The 26,664-nt window shown below is 72.9% G+C and carries 23 protein-coding genes; 16 read left to right on the top strand and 7 right to left on the bottom strand.

Annotated features, from left to right (window positions below; genetic code table 11):
* Positions 1 to 367: 367 nt before the first annotated feature.
* Positions 368 to 814 (top strand): hypothetical protein, encoded by a 447-nt coding sequence (locus ACWD12_RS11120; protein WP_358347764.1) that lies wholly within the window; start codon positions 368 to 370, stop codon positions 812 to 814.
* On the opposite strand, the gene ACWD12_RS11115 is transcribed toward ACWD12_RS11120, so the two are convergent.
* Both ACWD12_RS11115 and ACWD12_RS11110 read right to left on the bottom strand, forming a co-directional pair.
* Positions 805 to 3,831, bottom strand: a complete 3,027-nt coding sequence (locus tag ACWD12_RS11115) for an ATP-binding protein (RefSeq protein WP_450099285.1) — start codon at positions 3,829 to 3,831, stop codon at positions 805 to 807. The two genes, ACWD12_RS11120 and ACWD12_RS11115, sit on opposite strands and share 10 nt — an antisense overlap.
* Positions 3,828 to 6,713, bottom strand: a complete 2,886-nt coding sequence (locus tag ACWD12_RS11110) for an ATP-binding protein (protein WP_450099284.1) — start codon at positions 6,711 to 6,713, stop codon at positions 3,828 to 3,830. Before ACWD12_RS11110 ends, ACWD12_RS11115 begins: the two co-directional genes overlap by 4 nt.
* A gap of 437 nt (positions 6,714 to 7,150) precedes the next feature.
* On the opposite strand from ACWD12_RS11110, the gene ACWD12_RS11105 reads away from it, so the two are divergent.
* The 4 genes from ACWD12_RS11105 to ACWD12_RS11090 all read left to right on the top strand — a co-directional run bounded on the left by ACWD12_RS11105 (position 7,151) and on the right by ACWD12_RS11090 (position 11,967).
* Complete coding sequence (locus ACWD12_RS11105) at positions 7,151 to 8,326, top strand: thiolase family protein (RefSeq protein ID WP_358347756.1); 1,176 nt, start codon at positions 7,151 to 7,153, stop codon at positions 8,324 to 8,326.
* A gap of 2 nt (positions 8,327 to 8,328) precedes the next feature.
* Complete coding sequence (locus tag ACWD12_RS11100; protein WP_450099283.1) at positions 8,329 to 8,763, top strand: Zn-ribbon domain-containing OB-fold protein; 435 nt, start codon at positions 8,329 to 8,331, stop codon at positions 8,761 to 8,763.
* Between the two features lie 5 nt (positions 8,764 to 8,768).
* On the top strand, positions 8,769 to 11,210 hold the full coding sequence (locus ACWD12_RS11095; RefSeq protein ID WP_450099282.1) for a CoA transferase: 2,442 nt from the start codon (positions 8,769 to 8,771) through the stop codon (positions 11,208 to 11,210).
* Between the two features lie 163 nt (positions 11,211 to 11,373).
* Complete coding sequence (locus ACWD12_RS11090; protein ID WP_358347748.1) at positions 11,374 to 11,967, top strand: TIGR03086 family metal-binding protein; 594 nt, start codon at positions 11,374 to 11,376, stop codon at positions 11,965 to 11,967.
* A 91-nt stretch (positions 11,968 to 12,058) separates the two neighbouring features.
* Here ACWD12_RS11090 and ACWD12_RS11085 read toward each other — a convergent pair whose 3' ends face one another.
* Positions 12,059 to 12,316: an FAD-dependent oxidoreductase gene (locus tag ACWD12_RS11085; RefSeq protein WP_450099381.1), complete on the bottom strand. Its 258-nt coding sequence runs from the start codon at positions 12,314 to 12,316 to the stop codon at positions 12,059 to 12,061.
* A 193-nt stretch (positions 12,317 to 12,509) separates the two neighbouring features.
* Here ACWD12_RS11085 and ACWD12_RS11080 point away from each other — a divergent pair, with 193 nt between their 5' ends.
* The 3 genes from ACWD12_RS11080 to ACWD12_RS11070 all read left to right on the top strand — a co-directional run bounded on the left by ACWD12_RS11080 (position 12,510) and on the right by ACWD12_RS11070 (position 14,687).
* On the top strand, positions 12,510 to 12,890 hold the full coding sequence (locus ACWD12_RS11080; RefSeq protein ID WP_450099281.1) for a limonene-1,2-epoxide hydrolase family protein: 381 nt from the start codon (positions 12,510 to 12,512) through the stop codon (positions 12,888 to 12,890).
* A gap of 213 nt (positions 12,891 to 13,103) precedes the next feature.
* Positions 13,104 to 14,024: an IclR family transcriptional regulator gene (locus ACWD12_RS11075; RefSeq protein ID WP_450099280.1), complete on the top strand. Its 921-nt coding sequence runs from the start codon at positions 13,104 to 13,106 to the stop codon at positions 14,022 to 14,024.
* Between the two features lie 246 nt (positions 14,025 to 14,270).
* Positions 14,271 to 14,687: a hypothetical protein gene (locus ACWD12_RS11070; RefSeq protein ID WP_450099279.1), complete on the top strand. Its 417-nt coding sequence runs from the start codon at positions 14,271 to 14,273 to the stop codon at positions 14,685 to 14,687.
* Between the two features lie 106 nt (positions 14,688 to 14,793).
* On the opposite strand, the gene ACWD12_RS11065 is transcribed toward ACWD12_RS11070, so the two are convergent.
* The gene (locus ACWD12_RS11065) at positions 14,794 to 15,255 is read right to left on the bottom strand and encodes a hypothetical protein (protein ID WP_450099278.1); all 462 of its coding nucleotides are present in this window, start codon (positions 15,253 to 15,255) and stop codon (positions 14,794 to 14,796) included.
* Between the two features lie 217 nt (positions 15,256 to 15,472).
* Between ACWD12_RS11065 and ACWD12_RS11060 the strand changes: the two genes are divergently transcribed.
* Both ACWD12_RS11060 and ACWD12_RS11055 read left to right on the top strand, forming a co-directional pair.
* A complete protein-coding gene (locus ACWD12_RS11060; RefSeq protein ID WP_358347725.1) occupies positions 15,473 to 15,814 on the top strand; it encodes a chorismate mutase in 342 nt (113 codons plus the stop codon).
* Positions 15,815 to 16,005: 191 nt separating this feature from the next.
* The gene (locus ACWD12_RS11055) at positions 16,006 to 16,581 is read left to right on the top strand and encodes a chaplin (RefSeq protein ID WP_450099277.1); all 576 of its coding nucleotides are present in this window, start codon (positions 16,006 to 16,008) and stop codon (positions 16,579 to 16,581) included.
* 143 nt (positions 16,582 to 16,724) lie between these two features.
* Here the strand turns inward: ACWD12_RS11055 and ACWD12_RS11050 are convergent, their stop codons facing one another.
* Positions 16,725 to 18,443 (bottom strand): N-acyl-D-amino-acid deacylase family protein, encoded by a 1,719-nt coding sequence (locus ACWD12_RS11050; RefSeq protein WP_450099276.1) that lies wholly within the window; start codon positions 18,441 to 18,443, stop codon positions 16,725 to 16,727.
* Positions 18,444 to 18,645: 202 nt separating this feature from the next.
* Here ACWD12_RS11050 and idi point away from each other — a divergent pair, with 202 nt between their 5' ends.
* From idi to ACWD12_RS11025, 5 genes are all read left to right on the top strand, one after another.
* Positions 18,646 to 19,215 (top strand): isopentenyl-diphosphate Delta-isomerase, encoded by a 570-nt coding sequence (gene idi, locus ACWD12_RS11045; protein ID WP_450099275.1) that lies wholly within the window; start codon positions 18,646 to 18,648, stop codon positions 19,213 to 19,215.
* A 220-nt stretch (positions 19,216 to 19,435) separates the two neighbouring features.
* Positions 19,436 to 20,386 carry a hypothetical protein gene (locus tag ACWD12_RS11040; protein WP_450099274.1) on the top strand — a complete coding sequence of 317 codons (951 nt, stop codon included), beginning with the start codon at positions 19,436 to 19,438 and terminating at the stop codon, positions 20,384 to 20,386.
* Positions 20,387 to 20,660: 274 nt separating this feature from the next.
* Complete coding sequence (locus tag ACWD12_RS11035) at positions 20,661 to 21,641, top strand: hypothetical protein (protein WP_450099273.1); 981 nt, start codon at positions 20,661 to 20,663, stop codon at positions 21,639 to 21,641.
* A gap of 67 nt (positions 21,642 to 21,708) precedes the next feature.
* Entirely contained in the window at positions 21,709 to 22,899 is a 1,191-nt protein-coding gene (locus ACWD12_RS11030) for an acyl-CoA dehydrogenase family protein (protein ID WP_358347711.1), read from the top strand.
* 15 nt (positions 22,900 to 22,914) lie between these two features.
* Positions 22,915 to 24,525: an AMP-binding protein gene (locus ACWD12_RS11025; RefSeq protein WP_450099272.1), complete on the top strand. Its 1,611-nt coding sequence runs from the start codon at positions 22,915 to 22,917 to the stop codon at positions 24,523 to 24,525.
* Positions 24,526 to 24,604: 79 nt separating this feature from the next.
* Here the strand turns inward: ACWD12_RS11025 and ACWD12_RS11020 are convergent, their stop codons facing one another.
* Both ACWD12_RS11020 and ACWD12_RS11015 read right to left on the bottom strand, forming a co-directional pair.
* Entirely contained in the window at positions 24,605 to 25,072 is a 468-nt protein-coding gene (locus tag ACWD12_RS11020) for a hypothetical protein (protein WP_450099271.1), read from the bottom strand.
* A gap of 42 nt (positions 25,073 to 25,114) precedes the next feature.
* A complete protein-coding gene (locus tag ACWD12_RS11015; protein ID WP_450099270.1) occupies positions 25,115 to 25,660 on the bottom strand; it encodes a hypothetical protein in 546 nt (181 codons plus the stop codon).
* 150 nt (positions 25,661 to 25,810) lie between these two features.
* Between ACWD12_RS11015 and ACWD12_RS11010 the strand changes: the two genes are divergently transcribed.
* Positions 25,811 to 26,662 (top strand): helix-turn-helix domain-containing protein, encoded by an 852-nt coding sequence (locus ACWD12_RS11010; protein ID WP_450099269.1) that lies wholly within the window; start codon positions 25,811 to 25,813, stop codon positions 26,660 to 26,662.
* The last annotated feature ends 2 nt before the right edge of the window (positions 26,663 to 26,664 follow it).

Below are 26,664 nucleotides of genomic sequence, written 5' to 3'. Positions count from 1 at the left end.
AGACGCCGCGCAAGAGGTCATGGGCAAGGCACGGGACAGGTCACGGGACAGGTCACGGGACAAGTCATGGGACGAGTCACACCGCGAGCCCCAGCGAAGCACAACCGAACGCCTGCCGGCCGCACAGTCGGCAAAGAGTAGAGGGTCGCCTCCACTGCGCCGACCGTCGCAGGTCCGGCACGCTGAGCTACACGAGCGCAGGCACGCTCGGCGTGGTCCCGCCGACCGGGGGAAGGCCGAAGGGCCGCGCGGGGGCGTCGTCCGGACCCGCTTCGCCGCGGGTCCGGACGACGGACGATCGGCGGCACCGCGGGAGTCGGCCGTTTTTCCCGGCCGACCTTCCCGTTCACAGCACGAGGAGTCACGCGTGGTCCTCCACCACAGTCCGGCACCCACCCGGGGCAGCACGGTCCCGCGGGGGCTCGGCGCCCGCTGGGTGTCCGAGGAGACCGTGGTTCCGGGGCACCGGGGCCACGCCGGGTACGACCTCCGTGACTTCTTCCTGGACATCCGGCTGGCCGGGGACGGCACCTTCCGGGGCTCGCACACCGCGTACCTCATCGACAAGAAGCCGGCCGACGACCCGCGAGACGTGGCGCGTTTCCGCTACCGGCGCTGCCACGTACTGCTCGGATACGCGTACGGCTACCTCGACGCCGCGCACGGATCCGGCGAGATCACCATCGAGGGCTACGGCCACAGTCCTCTGTCGGTGCACGCGGAACGGGGCCGCCTGGTGCTGGGACTCGACGAGTCCGTCATCACCTATTGCCCGGTCATGTACACCCGCGCGGTGCTCCTCCGTCAGCGGTGATCGGCGCTCTCCGCGGCACCTTCGGGTACGCCGCCGGAGAGGCCGCCGATTACCGCACCGTCCGGGGCGACACCGGTGACGACCGGCGTGCCTGCGCCCGGCACAACTGCCGGGAAGGGGACGGGGGCCAGCAGGTCGGCCAGTCCGTCGCGGTCGGTGCCGAGCTTCGCGTACACCGCGGTCAGGTGCTTCTGCACCGTGCCCAGCTGCACCGCGAGATGCCGTGCCACCGCCGTGTTCGACATGCCGCGCGCGACCAGCTCCGCCGTCTGGCGCTCACGCGCGGTCAGCGCCTCGACCCCGGTCCGGTACGCCCGCCTCGGCCGCCCGCCGGCCGCGACCAACTCGGCCCGGGCCCGCGCGGCCAGCGCCTCGGCTCCGCAGCGCGAGGCCGCCTCCAGTCCTTCGCCCAGGCGCAGCCGCGCCTCCGTGATGCGTTTCGCCCGGCGCAGTGCCGCCCCGAACTCGACGAGCGAGACGGCGTATTCGTACCGGTTGGGCGACTCCGCGAGCCAGCGCACCGACTCGCCCAGCTTGGCGAGCCCTTCCGGACCGCCGGTCACCTGGCCCGCGGCACGCAGCGAGATCCCCAGGCCCGCGGGTGAGCCGAACACGTACGCCTGGCCCACCGCCCGGTTCGCCAGGCGCCGGGCCGCGGCGGGATCGTCGGTGGCGAGCGCCAGCGCGAGCAGCGGTCGCCAGGCGCACAGGCCCGGGTTGCCGACCCCGCGTGCGTCGAGCTGCTTGCCGGCCGCCCTGAGGTCGGCGGCCGCGGCCGCGTACTGGTGCCGGGCCAGCCGCAGTTCGCCGCGCACCACCTGCGGCACCGGGGAGATCACCGCCTGCGGCTGCTGCACGCCGTAGTCGTGCCGGTCCACCAGCTCCTCGGCCTCGTCGAGGCGGCCCATCGCGATGAGGGTCTGGATCAGCACGCCCAGGCCGTACCAGCGTGCGGGCGCGTCCGGGCCCAGCCGTTCCGCGTATTCGAGGCCCTTGCGTACCCCGGCCTCGGCCTCGACGAGGCGCCCCATGCGGTAGCGGATGTGCGCCAGCAGCGTGTGGCCGAACGACAGATGGGTGCCGCGCCAACCGCGCGCCTCCAGCTCGGCGATGCCCTCGGCGAAGAACTGCTCGGCGCGGTCGAGTTCGTCGCAGTAGACGAAGGACTGCGCGGTCATCACCGGGACTTCGAAGCCCCATTCGTCGTCCACCCAGCTGAGCGGCGGGGACATGGCGCGTTCCGCGTACGCCAGCACCTGCACCGCCGGGTCGCCGCGCACCACGCCGTACCACGCGCGGATGCCCAGGAGGCAGCGCTCGGTGGTGTCGGAGCCGGCGAGCCGTCCCGCCAGCGCGCGCACCCGGCGGGCCCGGGCGTGCGAGTCGGTGTCGTCCGTCCAGAAGATCGCCCAGAGGAAATGGTCGGCCTGCAGGCGCAGCCGGGCGCGTGAGAGTTTGGTGGCGCGGGCCTCGGCGTCCAGCAGGTGCACGGCGTCCGCGAGCCGGTCGTCGTGCGCGAGGGCCTTGGCGAGGCGCAGCACGATGGCGTGCCGGGCCTCGCTCTCCGGTTGCGCGCCGGCCAGGGCCGCGGTCAGGTGCTCGATTGCCGCGCGCGGGTCGTGGACAAACGCCGCGAGGCCCAATTCGTACAGGACAGAGGTGCGTTCGTCGCCGAACGGCGGCTCGTTCAGGGCCCGGAGCAGGTTGCGGTACGCCGAGTCCGGCGCCCCCGCCCGCAGGTCCTGCCGGGCCGCGCCGCGCAGCCGTCGCACGACCCACTGGTCCCCGGACGGGAACGTCGCCAACAGGTGCGCCGCGGTCTGCGCGTCGTCGTGGCCGTCCGCGATCAGCAGCCGCGCCGCCTTCGCGTGCATCGCGCCGCGTGCCTGCGGTGGGATGCGCCGGTAGACCTCGGTGGCGATGGTCGGGTGGGCGAATTCCAGGGTTTCGTCGCCGGCGAGCACGCGGACCGCACGCAGCGAGTCGGCCGGCCCGACCGCCTCGGCCAGGGTCAGGCCCGCCATCTCCGCGGCGCGGCCCAACGTGGCGTCGGCGCCGAGGACGGCGACCGCGCGGGCCAGACGTACCGCGTTCTCACCGGTGCGCTCCAGGCGCCGGATCATGCCCCGGCCCACGATCGCCGCAGCGAGCGCGTCGAGCTGCTCGGCGTTGGCGGCCGTCGGCTTGATGTCGCGGTCGAGGATCTCGCCGACCAACTGGGCCACGACGAACGGCACGCCGTCGGTGGCGCGGTGGCACAGTTCGGCGAACCGGTGCTCGGCCGCGTCGCCCAGCCGGAGTTGAAGCATCGCGGCGACGGCGCCCGGGGACAGCACCGCCAGTTGGTGCTGGAGCGTGTTGGGCAGCGTCACCAGATCGCCGAGCAGGTCGGCGTTCGGCGTCGGCTCCTCGGGGCGGCGCGCCACGACGAGGAGCACCGGCATCGACTCGACGGTGCGGGCGAACGCCTCCAGCCAGGTGAGCGATTCGCGGTCCGCCCAGTGCGCGTCGTCGACCAGCACCACCATCGCGCCGCGGCGCTGCGTGAGCCCGGCCATCAGCCAGTCGAGCGCGTCGCGTACGCCCTGCGGTTCGGGCGGGGCGACCTCGTGGTCCGGGTTGGACGGCGGCAGGCCCACGGCCGGCGCGACCATGTCCCACCAGCCGCCCAGCAGTTCGTGCCGTTCGGCGTCGGTGCACGCGACCAGCAGGGGACGGAAGAGCTGGCGTACCACATGGAACGCGCGGCCCTGTTCGCGCTCCCCGCCCTTCGCGTGCAGCACGGTGCAGCCCTGGGCCGCCGCGCGGCGCCGTGCCGCGTCGACCAGGGTCGTCTTGCCGAGCCCGGCCGCCCCTTCGAACATCAGGACCCGGCCGCGCTGCGCCCCGCCGAATCCGGCCGTCGGCGCAGCGTCGAGCAGATTGCCGATGAGCCCCTGGAGCAGCGCGAGTTCGTCGCCGCGTTCCAACAGTCCCGCGTCGGCGGGGTCGTACGCGGCGGAGGCCGCGGCGCTCACCGGGCGCCTCCCGAGCCGGGGCCGAGCATGGCGGTGGGCGGCAGTTCGCCCATGTCGGCCAGTTCGGCGCGTGCCGCGTCGGCCAGGGCGTTGGCCCCGCACTCCACGGCGACGGTCAAACCCTCGAACAGCGGGTCGACGGCGTCCCGGTCGCCGTACTCGCGGCGCAGGACCATGCCGTACTCCACCAGGGTCAGGGCGTATTCGTAGCGTGCATCGGAGTGTTCGAGCCACATCAGGGCGTCCTCGACTTTCGCGAGGCCCTTCTGCCCGCCTTCCAGGCGCCCGGTCACCCGCAGCGCCTGTCCCATCGCGGAAGGCGCGCCGAACCGGTACGCGCGGCGCAGTGCCTCGCCGGCCTGCTCGTACGCGGCCTCCGGATCCCGCCCGGCGAGTGCTTTGGCGAGGTTGACGCGCCACCCGCACCAGGCCGGATTGGCGACGCCGCGTCCTTCCAACTTCGCGCCGGTCTCCAGGAAGTCCGCCGCGGCCTCGTCCGCGAGGCCCAGGGCGAGCCGGAGTTCGCCGCGCACCGCCTGCGGGTCGGGGAACACGACGGCGCTGGGGAAGGGCTCGCCGAACGCGTGCTCGTCGGCTATCCGGGCGGCCTCGCCGACCCGGCCGCGGGCGACCAGCACCTGGATCAGCGTGCCGAGCGGGTACCAGCGCGCGGGTGCGGTCGGCGGCAGGCGCAGCGCGAGCCGCAGCCCGATTTGGCAGTCCTCCTCGGCCTGGACGAGCTTGCCCTGGCGGTAGCGCACGAGGCTGCGCATGGAGTGCGCGTACGACAGGTGCGTGCCGCGCCAGCCGTGCGCCTTCAGCTCGGTGATGCCTTCGGTGAACAGTTCCTCGGCGCGGTCGTTGCGGTCGCAGTACATGTACGTGAGGGCGAGCAGGCTGGGGATCTCGAAGCCCCAGTCCTCGTCCGTCCAGTTGAGGCCCGGGCCCCACGCCTGGTCGGCGCTCGCGAGGACCTGCACCATCGGGTCGCCGCGCACCATGCCGTACCAGGCGCGCAGGGCCAGCAGGCAGCGCTCGGTGCGGTTGCTGCCCTCGAGCCGCACGACGAGGTTCTTCAGGCGGCGCGCCCGTGCGTGGTAGTCGGGGTCGTCGACCCAGAACACCGCCCACAGGAAGTGCTCGGCCTGCAGGCGCAGCCGCGTCGCGGACGCGTTGGCGGCCTGGGCCTCGGTATCGAGGAGTTCGACGGCTTCCTGGATGCAGTCGGTGTACCCGAGGGCGCGTGACAGGTGCAGGACGATGGACTCGCGCAGGACGCGGTCGCCCGCGTCGTCGGCGAGTGCGACCCGCAGGTGGTTGATGGCCTCCTGAGGGGACGTCACGAAGGTGGCGCGGCCCAGCTCGTAGCGTACGGCGGCCCGGTCGGCGGGACGCGGCGGCTCGATCAGCGCACGTTGCAGGCAGCGCAGGGCCGAGTCCGGGGCACCGGCGCGTTTGTCCTGGGCGGCGGCTTCGCGCAACTGCTCGACGACCCACGGGTCGCCGCAGGGTTCGGTGGCCAGCAGGTGCAGCGCGGCGGATCGCGCATCGCGGCCGTCCGCGACCAACAGACGTGCGGCGCGCGCGTGCAGGGCGCTGCGGGCGCTCTTGGGAATCCACTGGTAGACGGCGCCGGCGATCAGCGGGTGGACGAAGTTCAGGACGTCCAGGTCGACCAGGATCGCGGCGGCGCGCAACCGGTCGGCGATCAGCCCGACTTTGTCCATGTCTATCTCGGCGAGCGAGGCGACCCGGACGGTGGTCGCGTCGGATCCGAGGACGGCGACCGCACGGGCCACCGCGATGGTCGCCTCGCCCATGCGCTCCAGCCGGGCCGCCAGTTGCTCGCCGATCTGGTCGGCGGCGATGGCGCCGAGGCGGCCCGTGTTGGCGGCGACCGGGGCGAGGCGCAGGCGCCGGACCTCGCGCAGCATCGCCCACAGCACGAAGGGGCTGCCGCTGGTGACCTCGAAGCAGCGTTCCCGGAAAGCGGTGTCGGCGCCGGAGCCGAGCGCCTCGCCGACTATGTACGAGACCGCGGCGCGGGACAGCGTGTCGAGAGAGATGCGACGGGTCCGGTCCAGCGCGCACAGCTCGCGCAACAGGGGTTCGACGTCGGTGACTTCGCCGGTGCGCCGGGAGACCAGGAGGAGCACGGGCCACTGGTCGAGGCGGCCGGCGAAGCTGGTGATCCAGGCGAGGGACTCGGCGTCCGCCCAATGCGCGTCGTCGACGACGAGGGCGACCGGGCCGCGGTGCCGGGTCAGGCCGGTCATGAGCCAGTCGAGGGGGTCCCGGATACCCAGCGGGTCGGGGGCGAAGCCCGCGGTCGCGGGGCAGAGGCCGAGCGCGGGGGCGATGATGTCGTGCCAGTCGCCGAGCATCGCGGCGCGTTCGTCGCCGGTGCAGCCGGCGAGCAGGTTGAAGAACAGCTGCTTCACGACGGAGAAGGAGCGCGTCTGCTCGCGCTCGGCGCCCTTGGCGTGCAGGACGGTGCAATGGTGTTCGACGGCTATCCGCCGTGCCTCGTCGAGCAGCGTGGTCTTGCCGCACCCGGCTTCGCTCTCGACCACCAGAAGCTCTCCGGGGCGTGCGCCCGGCGCACCGGATTCGGCGCGTGCCTGCTCGCACAACTTGCCGATCACCCGTTCCAGGACGGCCATTTCGTCGTCCCGTTCGAGTAACGGCGCCTGCGCGAGCAGCGGTTCCGAGCCATCCCAGCCGGACACCTCGACGGCAGCGCCCCGGCGCACGTCGATGCGACGCGCGCCGCCTTCGCGCCGTGCGGGCGCGGAGGACGAGCGCCCGTCGGAGGCCGCGTCCGCCGCTGCTCCGGCGGGCCGCAGGGCCCCGGAACCCGGCGATCCGTTCGCTTCTGCCATGACGGCACCTTCCCCACGAGGGTGCACGCATCGTCCGATGGCGGTCGGGCCGACGCGTATGCAAGTTCCATCCTGGCCTATGGAGGTCACCCGATGTGCCCGCCTTAACACAGAAGTCCTCATTGATTGCGGAGATCCGGTCCGCTGAGCGGTGCCACCCGGTCGTTGGCCCCGCTCCGATGCGTCGCGGCCCGTGCAGTCCGGATCAGAGTGCGAACAGAGCCGGTCTCCCGCCCCGTTGCGCGGTCCGCGATTCACGGGAATTCCTCGCAAGCTGACCGGAAACGACCGTGAACGACAGTGGCGCCTTACAACCAATGGCTCTTGACTCCTCATCACGTCCCGCTTCAAATGGGCCTTCGCGAAGGGCGCGCAACCCTCGCGAACGAACGTGCCGGCCGTCGGGCCGGGAACGGCTGAGAAGGGGAGACGTCGCCATGGCACCGGGGTCCCATCCCTACCGCGACGTCGCGGTGGCGGGCGTCTTCAACACGGCCCAGGCCCGCCGCCTGCCGGACCACACGTCCGTGTCGGTGACCGTCGAGGCCATCCACGGGGCCCTCGCGGACGCCGGGCTCGGCCTGGACGACGTCGACGGGGTCTCCGCCGCCGACCTGTCCGCCAAGCTCATCTACGACCTGCGCCTCGGCCCGGCCTGGCGCGGCACGCAGTACGGCCTGGGCATGATCGCGGAAGCCGCCTCGGCGATCGCGTCCGGCATGTGCGACGTGGCGGTGGTGGCGTCGGGCGAGGCGGGCGTCTACACCGACCACGCCGCGACCGCGCCCTGGACCCGCCCCGAGAACGAGTTCGTCATCCCCTGGGGCCTTTTCACCGCCGCCGAGTTCGCGCTCATCGCCCGCCGCCACATGATCCGGTACGGGACCACCGAAGAGCAGTTGGCCACCGTCGCCGCGACCATCCGCAACAACGGGCACGTCAACCCCGAGGCCGTCTACCACGGCCGCGGACCCTTCACCCCCGCGGACATCCTGGCGTCGCGCCCCATCGCGGAGCCCTTCCACCTGCTGGACTGCGCGATGACCTCGGAGGGCGGCTGCGCCCTGGTGCTGACGAGCGCCGACCGGGCCCGCGACCTGCCGTCCGCACCGGTGTACCTGCTGGGCATGGCGGCGGACTGCCACGGGCCCGCCTACCAGCACCCGCCCGCGTACGACCTGGCCGGGCGGCGCGACGACGAGCACGTCGTCGGCTCGGTCGGACGCCGGGCCGCGGACCGGGCTTTCCGCACCGCCGGCCTCGGGCGCTCCGACGTCGACGTCCTGGAGCTGTACGACCCCTTCTCCTTCGAGGTCATCCGGCAGCTGGAGGCGTTCGGCTTCTGCGAGCCGGGCGAGGGCGGGCCGTTCGTCGCGGACGGCCACATCGCACCCGACGGCAAGCACCCGATCACCACCGACGGCGGGCTGATGTCCTACAGCCACGCCGGATCCAATCCCCAGATGCTCCAGCGCGCGATCCGCGCGGTGCAGCAGGTGCGCGGCACCTGCGTGTCGACGCAGATCCCGGGGGCCCGGGTGGCCCTCGCCAGCGCGGGCGGCTCCGGCGCCCTGTTCAACCAGGTGGCGCTGTTCGGAACCGAGAGGCCCTGACTGTGCTCGAACCCCAGACAGGCATACCCCTGAACCCCGTCACGCCGCTCACCGCGCCCTTCTGGGACGGCTGCGCGGACGGCGAACTGCGCTACCAGCGCTGCACGCAATGCGGAACGGCGAACTTCACCCCGACCGACCTGTGCCGGGGGTGCGCCTCACGGGCGCTGGAGTGGCGCGTCAGCGCGGGGCTCGGCACCGTCTACAGCTGGACGGTCGTGCACCGCCCGGTGACGCCGAGCTTCACCACGCCGTACGCCGTCGCGATCGTCGACCTCGACGAGGGCTACCGCATGCTCACCAATCTGATCGGCATCGAGGTACACGCGGTCCGCGAGGGCCTCCGCGTGCGGGTGGACCCGCACGGTGTGGGCGGCGAACGCGTACTCCCCTACTTCAGACCACAGTTCACCCCCTCGACCGCCCCCGGAGGTTGATCGCGTTGGCTCCCACCGCTCCGTTGGCCGGACTGTCCGTCGTCGAACTCTCGTACGGCGTGCCCGGCGGCTACTGCGCGAAGCTCCTGCGCGACGCAGGCGCACACGTGGTGAAGCTGGAAGGCACCGACGGCGACCCGCTGCGGCGCGGCCGGGACGGCACCTCGGGAGCCGCCGCCGGGCGCGCGGCCGGCGGCACCACCCCGGGGGAGGACGACTCCGCGCTGTTCCGCTACCTGGCCGTGGGCAAGGCGGTGCGCGCGCTCGACGACTTGTCGGCCGCGGCCCGGGACGGCGCGCTGCGCACCGCCGACCTCCTCGTCGAGGACGGCCGGTTGGCCGACGCCGAGATCGCCGCACTGCGCGCGGCGAACCCCTCCCTGGTCGTCGTCTCGATCACCCCCTACGGCCGCACCGGCCCGCACGCGGGGCGCCCCGCGACCGAGTTCACCCTCCAGGCGTCCTGCGGTTCGACCGGCGGGCGCGGTCTGGCGGGGGAGGAGCCGCTGCAGGCGGGTGGCCACATAGGCGAGTGGGTCAGCGGCGGCTACGCGGCGGTCGCGGGACTGGCGGCGGCGCACGCGGCCCGGCGTACCGGACACGGCGACCACGCCGACGTCTCGATGCTGGAGTGCATGGCGTCGACGATGCAGACGTACGGCTCGGTCGCCGCCTCGCTGTTCCGGGCCACCGGCGTGGACTTCGTCAGCGGGCGCACCCTGGAGATCCCGTCGATCGAGCCGACCGCGGACGGCTGGGTGGGCTTCTGCCTGGGCACCGGCCAGCAGCTCCAGGACTTCTTGCTCATGATCGAGCGCCCCGACCTCATCGACGACCCCCGGTACGCGACGATGGGCGAACGGGCCCGCAACCGCGAGGAATTCCTCGAGATCGTGCGGGGATGGACGACGAAGCAGCGCACCGAGGACGTCGTGGCGCTCGCCGGGGCGCTGCGCATCCCGGTGGCGGCGGTGGGCACGCCGAGCACGCTCACCTCGGTCGACCACTTCGTGCAGCGCGGCGTGTTCGTGCCCAATCCGTACGGCGGCTTCCTGCAACCGCGCGTCCCGTACCGCATCGGCGAGTTCCGGGGCGTGCCGTTCGAGGCTTCGGCACCCGACGCGGCCCCGCCGGTCGCGTCGGAAGCGGTGGCGTCCGAGGCGGTGGTGTCCGAGGTGGTCGCGTCCGAGGTGGTCGCGGCCGGGGCCGGCGCACCCGCCACCCCTGGGGACCGGCCTCTCGCCGGGCTGCGCGTCCTCGACCTCACCGCCTTCTGGGCCGGCCCCAGTGCCACGCTCACGCTCGCCGCGCTCGGTGCCGACGTCATCAAGGTCGAGGCGCACAAGCGCGCCGACGGCATGCGCTTCGCCTCCGCCCGCAAGCCCGGCGAAGACCGGTGGTGGGAATGGGGGATGGTGTACTTCGGTGCCAACCCCGGCAAGCGCGGCATCACCCTGGACCTCGGCACGCCCGAGGGCCACGACTTGGTCCTGCGGCTCGCCGAGACGGCCGACGTCGTCATCGAGAACTTCTCGCCCCGGGTCATGGACAACCTCGGCCTCACCTGGCCGACCCTCCAGGCCCGCAACGAACGCCTCATCCTGCTGCGCATGCCGGCGTTCGGGCTGGACGGCCCGTGGCGCGACCGCACCGGCTTCGCCCAGACGATGGAGCAGGCGTCCGGCATGGCCTGGATGACCGGCCGCGCCGACGGCCCGCCGCTGATCCCGCGCGGGCCCTGCGACCCGAACGCCGGTACGCACGCGGTCTTCGCCCTGCTCGCGGCGCTGCGCGAGCGCGACCGCACCGGCGTCGGCACGATGATCGAGTCCACGATGGTCGAGGCGACGCTCAACGTCGCCGCCGAGGCACTGACCACCTACACGGCCGAGGGCCGCGAGGTACGCCGCGACGGCAACCGCGGCGCGGGTGCCGCCCCGCAGGGCGTCTACCGCTGCGCCGGCGACGACGCGTGGGTCGCGCTGGCCGCCGAGACCGCGACCCAGTGGGTCGCGCTGCTCGGCGTCGTGGGTCCGGACGAACGCTGGTCGGGCGACGAGGACCTGAAGACCCGCCGCGACGCACACGACGAGATCGACGCCGTGGTGTCCGCATGGTGTGCGACGCGCGGGGTCGCGGACGCCGAGGCCGAGCTGCTGGCCGCGGGCGTGCCGGCGGCCGTGGTCGTGCCGCCCGCCGCGATCGAGTCCGACCCGCAGCTCGAACACCGCGGCTTCCTCAACCGGGTCGTCCACCCCGTGGCGGGCGAGCACCGGGTGCCGGGACTGCCGTTCCGGCTCGCCTCGGTCAGCGGCCCGTGGGTGACCCGCGCCGCGCCCACCCTCGGCGAGCACACCGCCGAGGTCCTGTGCGGCGAACTGGGCCTCACCGAAGACGAACTGGCCAACCTCACCGAGAAGGGGATCACCGGGACCACGCCGGGCTGACCACGCCGGGCTGACGGTGCCGAGTCGACGGTGCCGGGTTGACGGTGTCGCGGCACCGGGTCGACGGCACCGGATCATGGCGCGTAGTTACAGCGCTTTTGAGCTGTCCGCGCACTAGCGTGGTCGGTCCGAGCTGGGTGATCGTGCCGGAAGGTGGTTCCGAGTGAATGCTGTCGACGGACTCAAGGTGCTGGCCGAAGCGCATGCGTATTTGCGGGCGGCAGCCGTCGGTGTGCCGGAGGGCTCGTGGGGCGCCGCGACACCGTGCACCGAGTGGACGGTCCGTCAGGTCCTGAACCACGCACGGCTGGACCAGCAGGCGCTGGTCATGCAGATCGATCCGGAGGCGGCACCCACCGGCGACCCGTTCTCGCCGGCCGACGAACTGTCCGACGACGCGATCGCCCGACTCGACGCCGTGCTGGCGCAGTCCGCCGCCGCATGGGGCTCGGTCGATCCGCAAGCCCAGGACGTCCCGACCCCGATGGGCCCGATGCCGACGCAACTCGGCGCGGCCGTCGCCGCGCTCGACGCGGCCGTGCACGCGTGGGACATCGCCAAGGCCACCGGACAGGACCTGGCGCTGACCGACGAACTCGCCGAAGGGCTCGAGGCCGCGGCGCAGCGCACCGTCGACTTCGTACGCGACAACTTCGGCAAGTACGGGCCGGTCGTGCCGGTTCCCGAGGACTCCGGCAGCGCGGACAGGCTCCTCGCCTTCACCGGGCGGGACCCGCGCTGGACCCCGGCCGGTTGAGCCGTCCGCACGCCTGAGGCGACGGGCGTCCGCAGCGGACCGGCCGCACATGGGCGGCCGGACCGCCGCGCCGTTCCCGTGGGTTCGGCGCTCAGCGCATCTCGCCCGCGCCGACGTACGGGTGCCTGCTCGCCAGCGGGCGGCCTTCGGCGAAGCGCTCCAGCCGGAAGTCGGTGCCGCGGATGTCGGGATGGGAACTGGCGCCCTCGCACAGCAGATCGGCGACGAGGGTGCCGACCGCGGGCGCGATCTTGAAGCCGTGTCCGCTGAATCCCGCCGCGACGAACAGCCCTTCGGGACCCGCCGGACTGGAAAGGAATCCGTCCCTGCCCGGCGTCGGCCGCCGGATGAGCCTGGGTGGTCATCGAGTCGCCGTCCCTCTACTGGGTTGTCCACTCTCAGGAATCTCTGTCTTCCATCAGTAGACGGTGCGGGATTTCGGCGTGTGGGCGTCAGCGTAACGGCGGCGTTACTTCCTGTGCACAAGATCGGCGCCCCGACGGCTATGGCGGTCGTATCGTCCGACCACTACGGTCGCGCGCATGGATGCAGCAACGACGGTCGACGAGTTCATCAAGGCGTGGGGTCGGCTCGACCCGGACGAGCTGGCGGGGTACTTCACCGAGGACGCGACCTACCACAACATCCCGATCATGCCGGTGACGGGACGTCAGGAGATCCGCGACTTCATCGCCGGATTCGTCGGGCCTTTTACGGGTGCCGAGTTCACCGTCCACCACCAGGCGGTGCACGGGGACACGGTGCTCAACGAGCGCACGGACGTGTTCACGTTCCCGAACGGCAACACGCTGGAGATCCTCGTCATGGGGGTCTTCGAGCTGCGGGACGGCAAGATCCACGCCTGGCGCGACTACTTCGACCTCGCCGCGGTGACCAAGGCGCTGGCGGAGAACTCCGGCTGACGGGACCCTGATGTCGCCGACGGCGGCCAGACCGTCGGCCGTCGGCGATCTTGGCCGTCGACCACCCCCCACGGGTCTGTGTTCCGACGCATTTGCGGCTGCCGGTGCGGCGTGCGGCGGGGTATGGGGTGGTTCGCTTGGTAGCGTGTGGCGCGCCCGCGAGGCGGCGCGGGATCCGGCCCGCGACCGGGCGGCTGAGGGTGGAGAAGGACGATGGCGGCGGTCGACGGCGGCGGAACCGACACGGCGTCCCCCGGGACGAGCCCGTCGCCCCCGACGGACCGGGTCGTCGGCGTCCTGGAACTGCTCGCGAGCCGTCCCGCGCATGCTTTCAGCCTCAGCGACATCGCCCGGGCGCTCGGCATGAGCAAGGCGACGTGCCACGCGGTCACCGCCAGCCTCGCCAACGCGGACTACCTGATCCGCAACCCCGTGGACAAGACGTTCACGCTGGGACCCGCACTGGTGGCGACCGGTCGGGCGGCGGAGTTGTCGTACCCGGCCGTGCACCTCGCGCAGGCGGAGGCCGTCGCCCTCGCCGAAGAACTCGGCATGCAGGCGACCGCGGCGATCCGCAGTGAAGGCCACCTGGTGATCGTGGCCCACGCGGGCAGCGGACCCGACGCCGGAGCGGTGCGCATCGGCCGGCGGATCCCGCTCGCGCCGCCCTTCGGCGGCGTCTTCGTGGCCTGGGCGCCCGACGCGGTGATCGACGACTGGGCGTCGCGTACCGAGCGCCCCGCGCCGCGCGGGCCCCTGCTCGCGTCCCTGCGGGCGATCCGCGAACGCGGCTACAGCGTCGAGCGTCTGACCCCCGCGGGGGTCCGCCTGCGGCACGCGCTCGCGGAGTTGAGTGACGACCCGTTGGCCGAGGACCTCCAGCCGATGGTCATGGCGCTGCTGGCCGAACTGCGCCAGGCCGAGTACCTCCCGGGCGACCTCGCCGGGTCCGGCCGCCACCCGGTGAGCGCGTTGAGTGCCCCGGTGTTCGACGCGCTCGGCGGGACGCAGATGAACCTCTCCGTACAACCCCACCGCGAGATGACCGCGCGTGAGATCGACCGCGTCGGCCGCCGCCTCCTCAAGGCCTGCACCCGGGTCACCACCGCGGTGGGCGGCAAGCCTCCGGCCTGAGCCGGCAGTTCCTGAGGCCCGCCGGGCGCGGTGCCGCGTACGCCTGCCCGGGCGGGCGTACGGGAACTCGGAGGTTGGACGGTGCGTTCCGTGGCAGAGGCGCCCGACGCCGTCCGGTGGTGCGACGTGTCCCCGGAGTGCGGGGCCGCCGCCCGGCGGGCTCTGCGGCATCATTGCGGTCAATCCGGGTAACACTCGGATTCCGGACCGCGCGTGGTCCGGGGCGAGAATGCGGAGGTTCCCGCGATGAACACCACTTCGGTCGCCGCGCTGGTGACCGCCGTCGTGGGCTTGTCCGCGTGCGCGTGGACGTTCGTGCACGGCGCGCGGCAGAGCCGTATGACGGTGTGCGTTCTCGCGTCGATCGTCGTGTGCCTCTCCCTGGTCCTCCTGTCGATCGGGCAGGGCCGCCTGGCCGCCCTGGACGCCGCGCTGGTGATCGGCGCGCTCGGGCCGCTGGTGACGATCGTGGTCGCGGTACGCGGGCGAGGCCGGAACAGCCCGGTGCACGGCCCCGGTTCCCGGCAGCGCACAGCGGAGCCCGCCGCGGCGCGCTCGGCGGCACCCCAAGCCTCCGCCCCACGGTCGGCGCCGCCGGTGCCTCCGGGACAGCACGAAGCCCGCCCGGGCGGCGCGCACAGCCGTCGTCGGCACGCGCGCTGAGCCGGACGGGCAATCGCCGCCGCCGCGGAACCAGCCCGGACCAGCCCGAACCAGCCCTGATCAGCCGGGAACCGCGGGGGTCGGCCTCAGTCGGGATCCGCGGGAATCAGCCGGGGTCGGGCTTGCGCAGGTAGAAGCTGACCGCCATCCACACCAGCCCGGCCGACGCCGCGAGCGTCACCAGAACCAGTGCGAAGACCAGGAAGAACAGCGTGCCCGCGGTGAGCAGGGCCGCGAACACGATGCTCAGGACCAGGGCCAGCGCCCACACGCGCCGCCGCTCCCGCTGCCGGGCGGCCGCCGAGGTCGCCGGCGCCGCGGAGGTCGCGAACGGGAAGTCGGGGGCCTCGGTGCATTCGTCCGCCCCGGGCGCGCTCGCGGGCCCCTCCTGAGCGGGCCCTTCGGCCGGGCCGTCGCCGGCGGATCCGCGGCGGCGCAGCGGCCTGCGGCCGGTCCGCGGGACCCGCATCCGGCGCATCGCGCGGTCCAGATCGCGGTCTTTCCGCAGCTCGGCCTCTATCAGTTCGAGCGCCCGCCGCTCTGCGGGTGTCAGGCGGACGTCATCCATACCGATCGCCCCCTCATGCCTCGTCGCATGCGTACCGACCGGGTACGCGCCCAGATGAGCAGGTAGGTCCGCGTCGGCCGTACCTTGAGATTCCCCGGGGAGAGCGCCGCGACACCTGACTCGTGCCCGCGGAGATCCGCCGTAGGGGCGCGGGCAAGATCCGGAAGTCGGGGCCTCGCCGCCGGGGTGCCCGGCTGCCCGGGTAGGGTGGCGCGACATGGCCGACCGAACCACCGAACAGCCCGAGCGCGGCGGCGACGCGCCGACGGACGCGCCGGCGGTGCCCGCCGAGCTCCAGGACCTGCGGGACAGCATCGACAACATCGACGCCGCGCTGGTGCACCTGCTCGCAGAACGGTTCAAGTGCACCAAGCGCGTGGGCGTGCTGAAGGCGGCGTACGACCTGCCGCCCGCCGATCCGGCGCGTGAGGCGGTCCAGATCCAGCGGCTGCGCTCCCTGGCGGCGGGTGCGAAGCTCGACCCGGATTTCGCGGAGAAGTTCCTGAACTTCCTCATCGCCGAGGTAATCCACCACCACACGTCGATTCCGCGTTCCTGAGCCGTTTCCAACTGTCCGGGTCAGTCCGAAGTGATCGGCCAAGCGGTCTCTTTCGTACTTCTGACTACCCGTCACAGGTGAATGCCCGGCGGTCAGTCGTGCATACGGGCGAATTGGTGATCTTCCCGTTGCCCCCGTGGGGTGTCGCGCGTTGATGACGGTGGAACTCCGGTTCCACCGTCATTCGAACGATGGGAATCAACTCAGTGAACGAGTTCGCCAAGAAGACCGTGGTGGCTGCCGCCATGGTCGGCAGCGCATTCGCCTTCGGTGGGGGGACGGCATACGCCTCCTCCGCCGCCGACGGCGCGGCCGTCGGTTCTCCCGGTGTGCTCTCCGGCAACCTGCTCCAGGTTCCGGTGCACGTGCCCGTCAACCTGTGCGGTAACACCGTCAGTGTCATCGGTGTGCTCAACCCGGCTTTCGGCAACACCTGCATCAACGGCGAGGGCCAGATGAAGCCCCCGCCGCCGATGCCGCCGCACAACCCGCCGCACAAGCCCCCGCACAACCCGCCGCACAACCCTCCGCACGAGCCGCCGCACTGCCCGCCGCAGGGCCCGCCGGCGTGCCCCCCCACCACCCCGCCGGTGAAGCCGCCGCACACCCCACCGGTCAAGCCGCCGCACACGCCGCCGGTGAAGCCCCCGCACACCCCGCCGGTGAAGCCGCCGCACACGCCGCCGGTCGACGAGTGCCCGGAGGAGGAGTGCCCCTGCCCCGAGATCCAGGTCGTGCACGAGGTGACGGACAAGGTCACCCTCTGACCTTCCCAGGTCTTGGTTGACCCCCGTCGTCCGGCGAGATCCGGGTGAACGGGGCGCAGTACCGACCCGACGATATGTAAGCCCGAGGCCCCGAACACCCATGCGGTGTACGGGGCCTCGGGTCGTTCTCGGGCGGTCGGGCCTCAGCCGCGTCGGCCGCGGATCAGGGTGCCCGGCAGCTCGCCCGTGTGCTCGCCCTCGCGGAACGTGACGCTGCCCGCGACGGCGGTGGCGATGTAGCCGTCGGCGCGCTGGATCAGGCGCGGGCAGTCGCCCGGCAGGTCGTACAGCACCTCCGGCGGGTGGGTGCGCAGCCGCTCCAGGTCGATCACGTTGAGGTCGGCGCGCATGCCGGGGGCGAGGCGGCCGCGGTCGCGCAGGCCGTACAGCGCGGCGGTGTCCGAGGTCATCTTCTTGACGGCGAGTTCGAGGGGCAGCCGGTCGCCGCGCGAGCGGTCGCGCGCCCAGTGGGTCAGCATCGTCGTGGTCATGCTGGCGTCGCAGATGGTCGCGCAGTGCGCGCCCGCGTCGCCGAGGCCGAACACCGAGCGCGGGTGCAGCAGCATCTCGCGTACCGGTTCGAGGCTGCCGTCCGCGTAGTTCAGGATCGGGATCATGAACATGCGGCGGCCGTCGCGCTCCAGCATCAGGTCGTAGAGCACCGCGTCGGGCTCGCGGCCCTCGCGCTTCGCCCGCGCGACGACGCTGTCCTCGTACGCCGGTTCGTAGTCGACCTCGTCGCCGATCGGCACGATGCGGTCACCGAACGCGCTCAGCAGCGAGGACTGCGAGCCGCTCTCGCCCAGGATCGCGTCGCGGACCTCCGCGGTGCGCAGGCGCGCCACCCGCTCGGTCATCGGCAGCGCGGCGAGCGCGTCGAACGTCGGCCGGCCGCGCAGCGGGTGGTACGTCGTCTCCAGGCTGAAGATGAGGCCCGTCGCCCGCCCGGCGACCTGCATCCACACCTCGGCCCCGGCGTCCGCGGCGGCCTGCGTCTCGGCGAGCAGGTCGCGGTACAGGGCGGGCGACGCGTTGGACTGCGTCATGCCGTACGCCACCGGCCGGCCGATCGCCGCCGCCAGCCGCCGCATCCACGCCACCTCCCGCGAAGGCGCGAGGTCGTCCTCGCCCGCGACCCCGGCCGGCGCCACCTCGAACACGCCGTGCCCCGCCTCGCGCAGCGCGGTACCGATGCCGAACAGCTCGTCCTCGGCGGCGTACGTGCCCGGCACCGGCTCGCCGTCGATCGCCCGGTGCATGATCGTGCGCGACGTCGTGAAGCCGAGCGCGCCCGCCTCCATCGCCTCCCGGACGATCGCGGCCATCGCGGCGATGTCCTCGGGGGTCGCGGGCTCGTTGCGCGCGCCGCGCTCGCCCATCACGTAGGTGCGGACCGGGCCGTGCGAGATCTGCGTGCCGACGTCCATGACGATGCGCCGGGTGGCCAGGTAGTCGAGGTACTCGGGGAACGACTCCCAGTGCCACTGCATGCCCTCGTGCAGCGCGGTGCCGGGGATGTCCTCGACGCCTTCCATCAGCTCGATGAGCCGGCGCCGCTCGTCGGGGCGGCAGGGGGCGAAGCCCACCCCGCAGTTGCCGGTGACCACGGTCGTGACGCCGTGCCAGCACGCCGGGGTGAGCAGGTCGTCCCAGGTGACCTGCCCGTCGAAATGCGTGTGGATGTCGACCCAGCCCGGTGTGACCAGCGCACCGTCGGCATCGATCTCAGTGCGTCCGGCGCCGATGCCGGACCGGTCGCCGACGGCGACGACGCGGCCGTCCCGTACCGCGACGTCGGCCGTACGCGCCGTCGCTCCCGTCCCGTCCACCACCGTGCCGCCGCGGATCACCAGGTCGTGCATGAGGAGCCCTCCCGCCGTACGCAAGCTTGTGATGAAACCTCATTAACCGATGGTCCGCAGTGAAGCAGTACGGCCTTGCGATGTCGATGGCCGCGGCACTCGGGAGTGGTCCGAATACCGCCCGGAATGCCCACGGCATAAAGCCGGGGCCGGTAGGGTTTTGGGGTAAGTACGGACAGTAGCGGGACGGTAGGGAGCACGCATGACGCAGGCAGCGTCGCCCGACATCGTGATGGTCGAGCTTGTCGACGCGGACGGCAACACGATCGGGCTTGCGGAAAAGCTCGCGGCCCACCAGCCGCCCGGGCAACTGCACCGCGCCTTCTCGGTGTTCCTGCTCGGCGAGGACGGCGGCCCCGACGCGGGCGCCGTGCTGATGCAGCGCCGCGCGCTCACGAAGTACCACTCGCCCGGGCGTTGGTCGAACACGTGCTGCAGCCACCCGTTCCCCGGCGAGGCCCCGGCGGATGCCGTCGCCCGCCGGGTCGGCGAGGAACTGGGCGTCAAGCCCGCCGTGTTGATCCCCGCCGGGCTGGTGACGTACGACGTGACCGACGAGGTCTCCGGCCTCGTGGAGAAGGAGTTCAACCACCTTTTCGTGGGCCGCGTCGGCAGCGCGCTGGAGCTGAACCCGGAGGAGGTGGGCGAGGTCGCGTACGTCCCGCTCGCCGAACTCGACGTCTGGCTCGCCGAACACGACCACACCGCATGGCTCGACGCGGTCCTCGGCGCGGCCCGCCCGGCCCTGCAGGACCTCGCCGACGGCCGCTGAGCCCCGCGCGGCGCGGCACGAGGTGTGGAGGGGCGTGAGCCACGGCACTTGCCCGGGTTTAACGCCCCTCGTCACGTCTCGCACCGCCCCCACGCGACCCCGCGCCGCCGTCCGCTCCGCACACAATTTGCCAGTGTGAGCAAACCCTTTCGTGTGAACCCTCGGAATGCTGGGCACAGCCGCCTCCTCTTGGTAGAAAAGTGCGGACAGGGGTCCCTCGGTGCCCAGGGCGGAAGGCGGCAGCGACGTGATGCACGGGTTCGTGCTTGCGCTCTTCGCGGCGACAATTCTCGTGACCGCGCCCTTCGTGCTGGACCGCGCCGAAGCGGCCGGCTTCAGCCCGCGCCTCGTGCAGCAGGGCTGGCGGGCCGCGGCGGGTGGCGCACTGGTCTCCCTGGCCCTCGCGGTGCCGGTGTTCACCACCGACTTGTGGACCGCCCCGGCGCGGGCGATGGGCATCGCGCCCGGCATCGGCTTCGTGGACGTGCCACTCGCCGTACAGGTCGCCGTCGCGTGCACGGTGCTGCTCGGCCTGGCGGCCGGCTGGCGGCGCGGGGGACCGGTGGTACGCGACTACCGCCGCGCGCTGCACGTCCAGCTCGACCGTCTTGAGGCCACCAGCCCGGTCCTGGACGAAATCGAGCGCGGCCACCCGCGCCTCGTGATCGTCGAAGACGCGCAGCCGCGGCTCGTCCTGCTGCCCTCCCGCCCGCCGCGCGTCGAGGTCACCACGCGGGCGCTCGACCTGCTCAAGCCCGAGGAGCTGAACGCGGTCCTCACCCACATGTCCGGCCACCTGCGCCGCCGCGACGCGCTGTGGATGACCGCGTCGGAGACGATGGCCGAGGCGTACCCCCGGGTGGGCTTCTTCGTCCGTTGGGCCGACCACAGCGCGGCACTCGCCGAGAAGGGCGCCGACGCCGACGTGCACGGCCCCATCGCCCGGTCCAACCTGCGGCGCGCGCTGGCGAAGCTCTCCGGCCCGGGCCAGGCCAACGGCCCCTTCTGCCCCTGCTTCGCGTGGCCGCAGCAGCGCCAGGAGGAGCTGACCGTCCGCCAGCCGCGGACTCCCCGGACCCCGGTCGCCGTCGTGGCCCTCCGCGCCCTCACCGCCGCGGCCCTGCTGGTCCCGACCCTCGTGGTGGCGTCCCCGCACTTCATGTACGTCTGACGCGGCGCGCATCCGGCGCATCCGAACATCGCGCGCATGTGGGCCGCGCGCTTTCGGTGTCCTCCGCATTCGACGCACGCGGTCTGCCCGCCGCCCCTGCCCCGGGCACCCGGCACGCACCTCGAACCGCCGTTCGGACCGCGTCCGGACCCCTTGCCCTCGCCGCGCAACGCACGTGGCAGGCGGGGCGGTGGTGGTGCTTTGGTACGCCTTGCGGTACGTCTAGTGCTGTGGCCGGACAGCCCAGGCCAGGGGTGTTTTCGCGGAGGTGGGAATGAACGACGAGAGCCCCTGGAAGGCCCGCATGCGGTCCTGGTTCGCACACGACGACCAGGACGGGGCCACGCGGGCCGAGACGCTCGACAACCTCGCCGAAGCGCTGCTCGCGGCCCGTCGGCCCCTGGTCGTGGCCGGGTCCGGGGTCGTGGAGCACGACGCCGTACCGGGGCTGCGCGCGTTGGCCGCCGAGGCCCGCATCGGGGTCTACAACACGTGGCGTGCCAAGGGCGTGCTGCCCTGGGACAGCGACTACCACCTCGGCACGATCGGCCTCCAGGAGCACGACCTGGCGTTGTGCGGGCTGGAGGCGTACGACCTGATCCTGGCCACCGGCCTCGTCGACGGCGAACCGCCCGCCCTGCCCGACGGGCTCCCCGTGGTGCCGTGTGCGGTCGGCGACCTGGAGATCCTCGCCGTGCGCTGCGCCCACCGGTCCGGCGAGGAGACCGTCGAAGCGCCACTGCGCGAGCGACTGGCCGCCGTCGTGCAGAAGGCGTGGGGAGGCGCGACGCCGCCCCTGGCGCCCACGCTGATAACCCGCCAATACGCGCTCCTGCTCGGCGAGCGCGGCATGGTCGCGGCCGACGCCGGGACCGCGGGTTTCTACCTCGGGCGGACGTTCCCCACGCTGCGCCCGCGGACCGTCGAGCTTCCCGCCGTCCCCACCCCCGGGTTCGCCGCCGCCGCGGTCGCCGCGCGGCGTACCGCCGAGCCGGACCTGCCCGCGCTGGCCCTCGTCGACGGGGAGCGCCCCGACGCGGCGACCGAGCAGGCGGTGGCGGAGGCCGCCGCGCGCGGCATCGTGGTGCCGGTCGTGTGCTGGGCTCCGGACGGGCCGCCGGTCGGCATCGAGGAGCACCTGCACGATGTACGCAGGGCGGTCGCCGCCGACGAGCCGATCGTCGTGGTCGTCGGGTACGACCCGGACCAACTCGCCGACCTCGAACATGTGGCGGGTCACATCACCGCCTGGTGACCACTAGGGCTGCGCTCACAAAGTTTATAAGGTTAGAGCGCGCACCCGTCCCAGGCACCGCCGCGCCGTGCCTGCTGTCGAGGAGGAAGACCCGGTGGACGACTCCGACGTGAACGAGATCGTGGCCTCGGTACGCCGCTTCATCCGCGAGAAGGTGGTGCCGCTGGAGGCGCGGATCGACGAGACCGACACGATCCCCGAGGACCTGCGCGCCGCGGCCGCCGCGATGGGGCTCTACGGCTTCGCGATCCCCGAAGAGTACGGGGGCCTCGGCCTGACGATGAGCCAGGAAGTCTCCCTGGTCATGGAGTTGGGCTGGACCACCCCCGCCTTCCGGTCGATGTTCGGCACCAACAACGGCATCGCCGGGCACGTGCTGCTGGAAGGCGCCACCGAGGAGCAGAAGAAACTCCACCTTCCGCGCCTGGCGAGCGGCGAGTGGACCGCGGCGTTCGCGCTCACCGAGGCGGAGGCCGGGTCCGACCCGGGCGACCTGCGTACGAGTGCGCGGCGCGGGGCCGACGGCGGGTGGGTGCTCAACGGCGCCAAGCGGTTCATCACCAACGCCCCGGTGGCGGACGTCTTCATGGTTTTCGCCCGCGATGCGGACAACCCCGGCCGCGGTGCCGACGGGATCTCGGCGTTCCTCGTCCCCGCCGCCACCCCCGGTCTCGTCGTCGGCCCGCGCGACCACAAGATGGGCCAGCAAGGTGCTTGGACCGCCGAGGTGTTCCTCGACGACGTGGCCGTCCCCGACGCCGCGTTGATCGGCGGCGACGCCGGACTCGGACAGGGCTACCGCACCGCGATGCGCTGCCTCGCGCACGGCCGCCTGCACATCGCCGCTCTCTGCGTGGGGCTCGCGCAGCGCCTGCTGGAGGAGACCGTCGCGTACGCCAAGTCCCGCAGCCAATCCGGGCACCCCATCGCGGAGTTCCAGCTCATCCAGGGCCTGATCGCCGACTCGCAGACCGACGTGTACGCGGGGCGCGCGATGGTCGTCGCCGCGGCGGGGGAGTTCGACCGCCGCGAGGACCTGCGCATGGCGCCGTCCTGCGCCAAGTACTTCTGCAGCGAGATGGTCGGACGCGTCGCCGACCGCGCGGTACAGGTGCACGGCGGTGCCGGCTACATGCGCGGGGTCCCCGTCGAGCGGTTCTACCGCGACGCCCGGCTCTTCCGCATCTACGAAGGCACCAGCCAGATCCAGCAGATCGTCATCGCCAAGCAGGCTCTCGCCCGCGACGGCAGGGCATAAGGAGGGGCAGCAGGCATGCACACGAGCTTCTGGGCGGCGATCGCCGCGCGGGCGGACGAGACACCCGACACGGAGATGATGGCCGACGAGCGCGGTCGGCGGATGACGTACGGTCAGTACCGCGACGCCGCCGAGAAGTTCGCGGCGTACCTGGCCGACCGCGGGGTCGGCGAGGGCACCGTCGTCACGTGGCAGCTGCCCACCTGGATCGAGTCGGTCGTCGTCGTGGGCGCGTTGGCCCGGCTCGGCGCCGTGCAGAACCCGGTCATGCCGATCTACCGCGAGCGCGAACTCGCCTTCGTCACCGACCAGGCGGCGTCCCGGCTGCTCATCGTGCCGCCGGTGTGGCGCGGATTCGACTACCCGGCGATGGCCGCGGCCGTCGCGGCGCGCAACCCGGCGCTGGAGGTCATGGTCCTGGACGGCGCGGTGCGGGAGAACGGGACTTCGGAAGGCCAGGCCTCCGTAGACGCGTCCTCCGAAGGCGCGGCCCCCGGTGTGGCCTTGCCCGCGGGCGACCCGGCCCGGCTGCCACCGCCCCCGGCCATTCCGGACGGTCCCGAACAGGCGCCTGTGCGCTGGTACTTCTACACGTCCGGCACCACCGCCGATCCCAAGGGCGCCCGGCACACCGACGCCACCGTCATGGCCGGCGGCACCGGCATGGCGGAGCGGATCGCCTGCGTACCGGGCGACCGCGTGGGCCTGGTCTTCCCCTTCGCGCACATCGGCGGCTGTACGACCTGGCTCACGTCGTCGGTGGTGTTCGGTGTCGCGATGATCCTCACCGAGTCCTTCGACCCCGCGGTCACGGTCGAGTTGCTGCGTCGCGAAGGAGTGACCCTGGCGGGCGCCGGCACGGTGTTCCATCAGACGTACCTCGCCGCGCAGCGCCGCGACCCGGACAGGCCGCTGTTCCCCGAGGTCCGCTGCTTCCCCGGCGGCGCCGCCCCCAAGCCGCCCGGCCTGCACGCGCAGATGAAGAAGGAGCTCGGGGGCGTCGGCATCGTCGCGGGCTGGGGCCTGACCGAGGCGCCGATCCTGACCATGGCCGGTGTGGAGGACCCGGACGACGCACTCGCGGCCGCCGAGGGACGCCCCACCAACGGCGTGCGGCTGCGCGTCGTGGCCTCCGACGGCTCCGACGCCGCGCCAGGAAGCGAGGGTGAACTGCGCGCCAAGGGGCCGCAGTTGATGCTCGGCTATCTCGACCCGTCGTTGGACGCCGAGGCGTTCGACGAAGACGGCTGGTTCCGCACCGGCGACCTCGGCCGGATCGACGGCGCCGGCAACGTCTTCATCACCGGCCGTCTCAAAGACGTCATCATCCGCAAGGGCGAGACCATCAGCGCCAAGGAGGTCGAGGACCTCCTGAGCGGACACCCGGACGTCGCGGAGGTCGCCGTCATCGGGCTGCCCGACCCGGCGACCGGCGAACGCGCGTGCGCGGTGGTCGTCGCGGCCGACCCGGGCAGCCCGCCGACGCTCGACGCGCTCGGCGAATACCTGCGCGGGCAGGGCCTGATGGTGCAGAAGCTCCCCGAACGCCTGGAGATCGTCGGCACGTTGCCCCGCAACCCGGCGGGCAAGGTGCTCAAGAAGGACCTCAAGGAGCGGTACGCCTGACGCCGCGTTCCGGGGCCGTGGTCCGGGGCCGTGGGGCCGCGGACCGGTCCGCCGGGGCCGCCCGGCGGCGCCGCGCCCCTCAGCCCTGTCCCGACTTCCGCACGATCGCGGCCACGAAGTTCTCGACCGTCGCGGGGCCCGAGGAACCGTAGTTGAGGTGGCTGCCGTCCGCCCATCCGCCGAGCACCGTGCCCTCGGCGCCGTCGATCGGGCTGACGGTGTGCTCCAGCGTGAAGTACCGGCACGCGGCGGCGCCCGGGGCCCGGACGACGGCGGCGAAGTAGGCCTCGGCCGGGGCGGTGGGCGGCGGCAGCGTGACCACCAGCATTCGGTGGCCGTCCCGTTCCACCAACTGCCCGGCGAGCCCGGGCCGGTCGAGACGAGCCTCCTCCGGAAGGGACTCGCCGTAGCCGTCCCAGATCGCGGCGAGGGCGGCGTCGTACCCGCGCGGCGGCGGCTCGTCCAGCAGCCGGGGCCCCATCGTGGTGGCCATCTGCGGGAGGATCCCGTGGGCGAACCCGTAGTGGTGCTGCCGCAATTCGTGCATGCCGCCTCCTCTCCGACCCGGCCGGTACCGGGGACGCCCACCCTACGTGCGAGCGCGTTCCGGCGCCCGGAGGCGGGCGAGGCCGACGTACTCCGCCGCCGCGAAGGCCGCGACGATCGCCGCACCGCAGAGCATGAAGACGCGGCCCCACCCGGTGAGCGGGACCAGGTCGACGAACGCCAGCACCAGCAGTGCCGCGCTCGACGCCGCGTTGCACGAGACGACCAGCACCGCGAGCGGCGCCGGGATCTCCGGATACCTGGCGATCAGGGCGAGGGCGAGGGCCCCGCCGAGCATCGCGACGCCGAACGGGACCGACCACGCGAGCGGCAGCCCCAGCGGCCCGTCGATCAGGGATCCGAGGGCGAGCAGGAAGACGCCGAACGCGCCGGCTGCCCACGCGTCAAGCCGGACGGCGGCACGCAGCAACTCGTCGGGGGAGGGCGGGGCCGGCCCGACGGGCCGCGCCGCGGTGGTGTGCGCCGCGGTGTCGGCGGTGGTGCCGGCCGTTGCCGCCGAAGCGGTGAGGGCGTCGACGGCGGCGTTGGCGTTTGCGGTGGTCGGTGTTCCGGCGGCGGTGCGTGTCATGGCCTGCTCCTCCGTGTCGGCCGCCCGGCCGCTCCCGGCCGTGTTGCCCGGCGGCGGGCGGTGCCACGACCGTGCCACCGCGCCGTGCCGCCGCTCAATGACCTGTGAGGTCATGGCCGCCATGACCACGAACGCACTACCCTCGCGATCATGGAGACCGCGCCGACCACCCGGGTGGGGGCCTTGCTGCGCGAATGGCGGCAGCGCCGCAGGCTCAGCCAACTCGACCTGTCGTTGCTGGCCGACACGTCGGCACGGCACTTGTCGTACCTGGAGACCGGCCGGGCGCTGCCCAGCCGGTCGATGATCCTGCGGCTGTCCGAGGCGCTGGACGTCCCGCTGCGCGAGCGCAACGTGCTCCTGATGGCCGCCGACTACGCCCCGGCGTACCGCGAGAGCAGCCTCGACGACGAGGACATGGCGGCGATCCGGGCGGCGCTGGACATGATGATGAAGGCGCACGAGCCGTACCCCGCAGTCGTGGTCGACCGCCTTTGGAACGTGGTCGCCGGGAACGGCGCACTCGGGGTGCTCATGGACGGAATCCCCGACCACCTCCTCGCACCCGTGCCCAACGTCTTCCGGCTGATGCTGCACCCGGAAGGCCTCGCGGCCCGGCTCGCCAACCTCGACCAGGTGCGCGACCTCACGCTGACCCGGTTGCGGCGCCAGGTGGAGGCGACCGGCGACGCCGAACTGTGCGCGCTGTACGACGAGGTCAGCACCTACCCCGACCCCGCCCCGCCCGCCGCCCTGGCCGACGGGTCCGCGCCGCCCCACCCGGACGCCGGTTGGCCGGACACCCCCGCCGCCCGGCCGAGCCCGATCCAGGTGCCGATCCGCGTACGGACGCCCGTCGGCGTGCTCTCGATGTTCGGCACCATGACCACCTTCGGGACGCCCGCCGACGTCACGTTGTCCGAGCTGGCCATCGAACTCTTCTACCCCTTGGACGAGTTCACCGCCGCCGTGCTGCGCGGTCGGGTGGCTCCGCCGAAGTAGCC

The organism is Streptodolium elevatio (assembly GCF_053592165.1).
The sequence above is the reverse complement of the archived record's forward strand: the minus strand, read 5'-3'. Positions and strand labels throughout refer to the sequence as shown.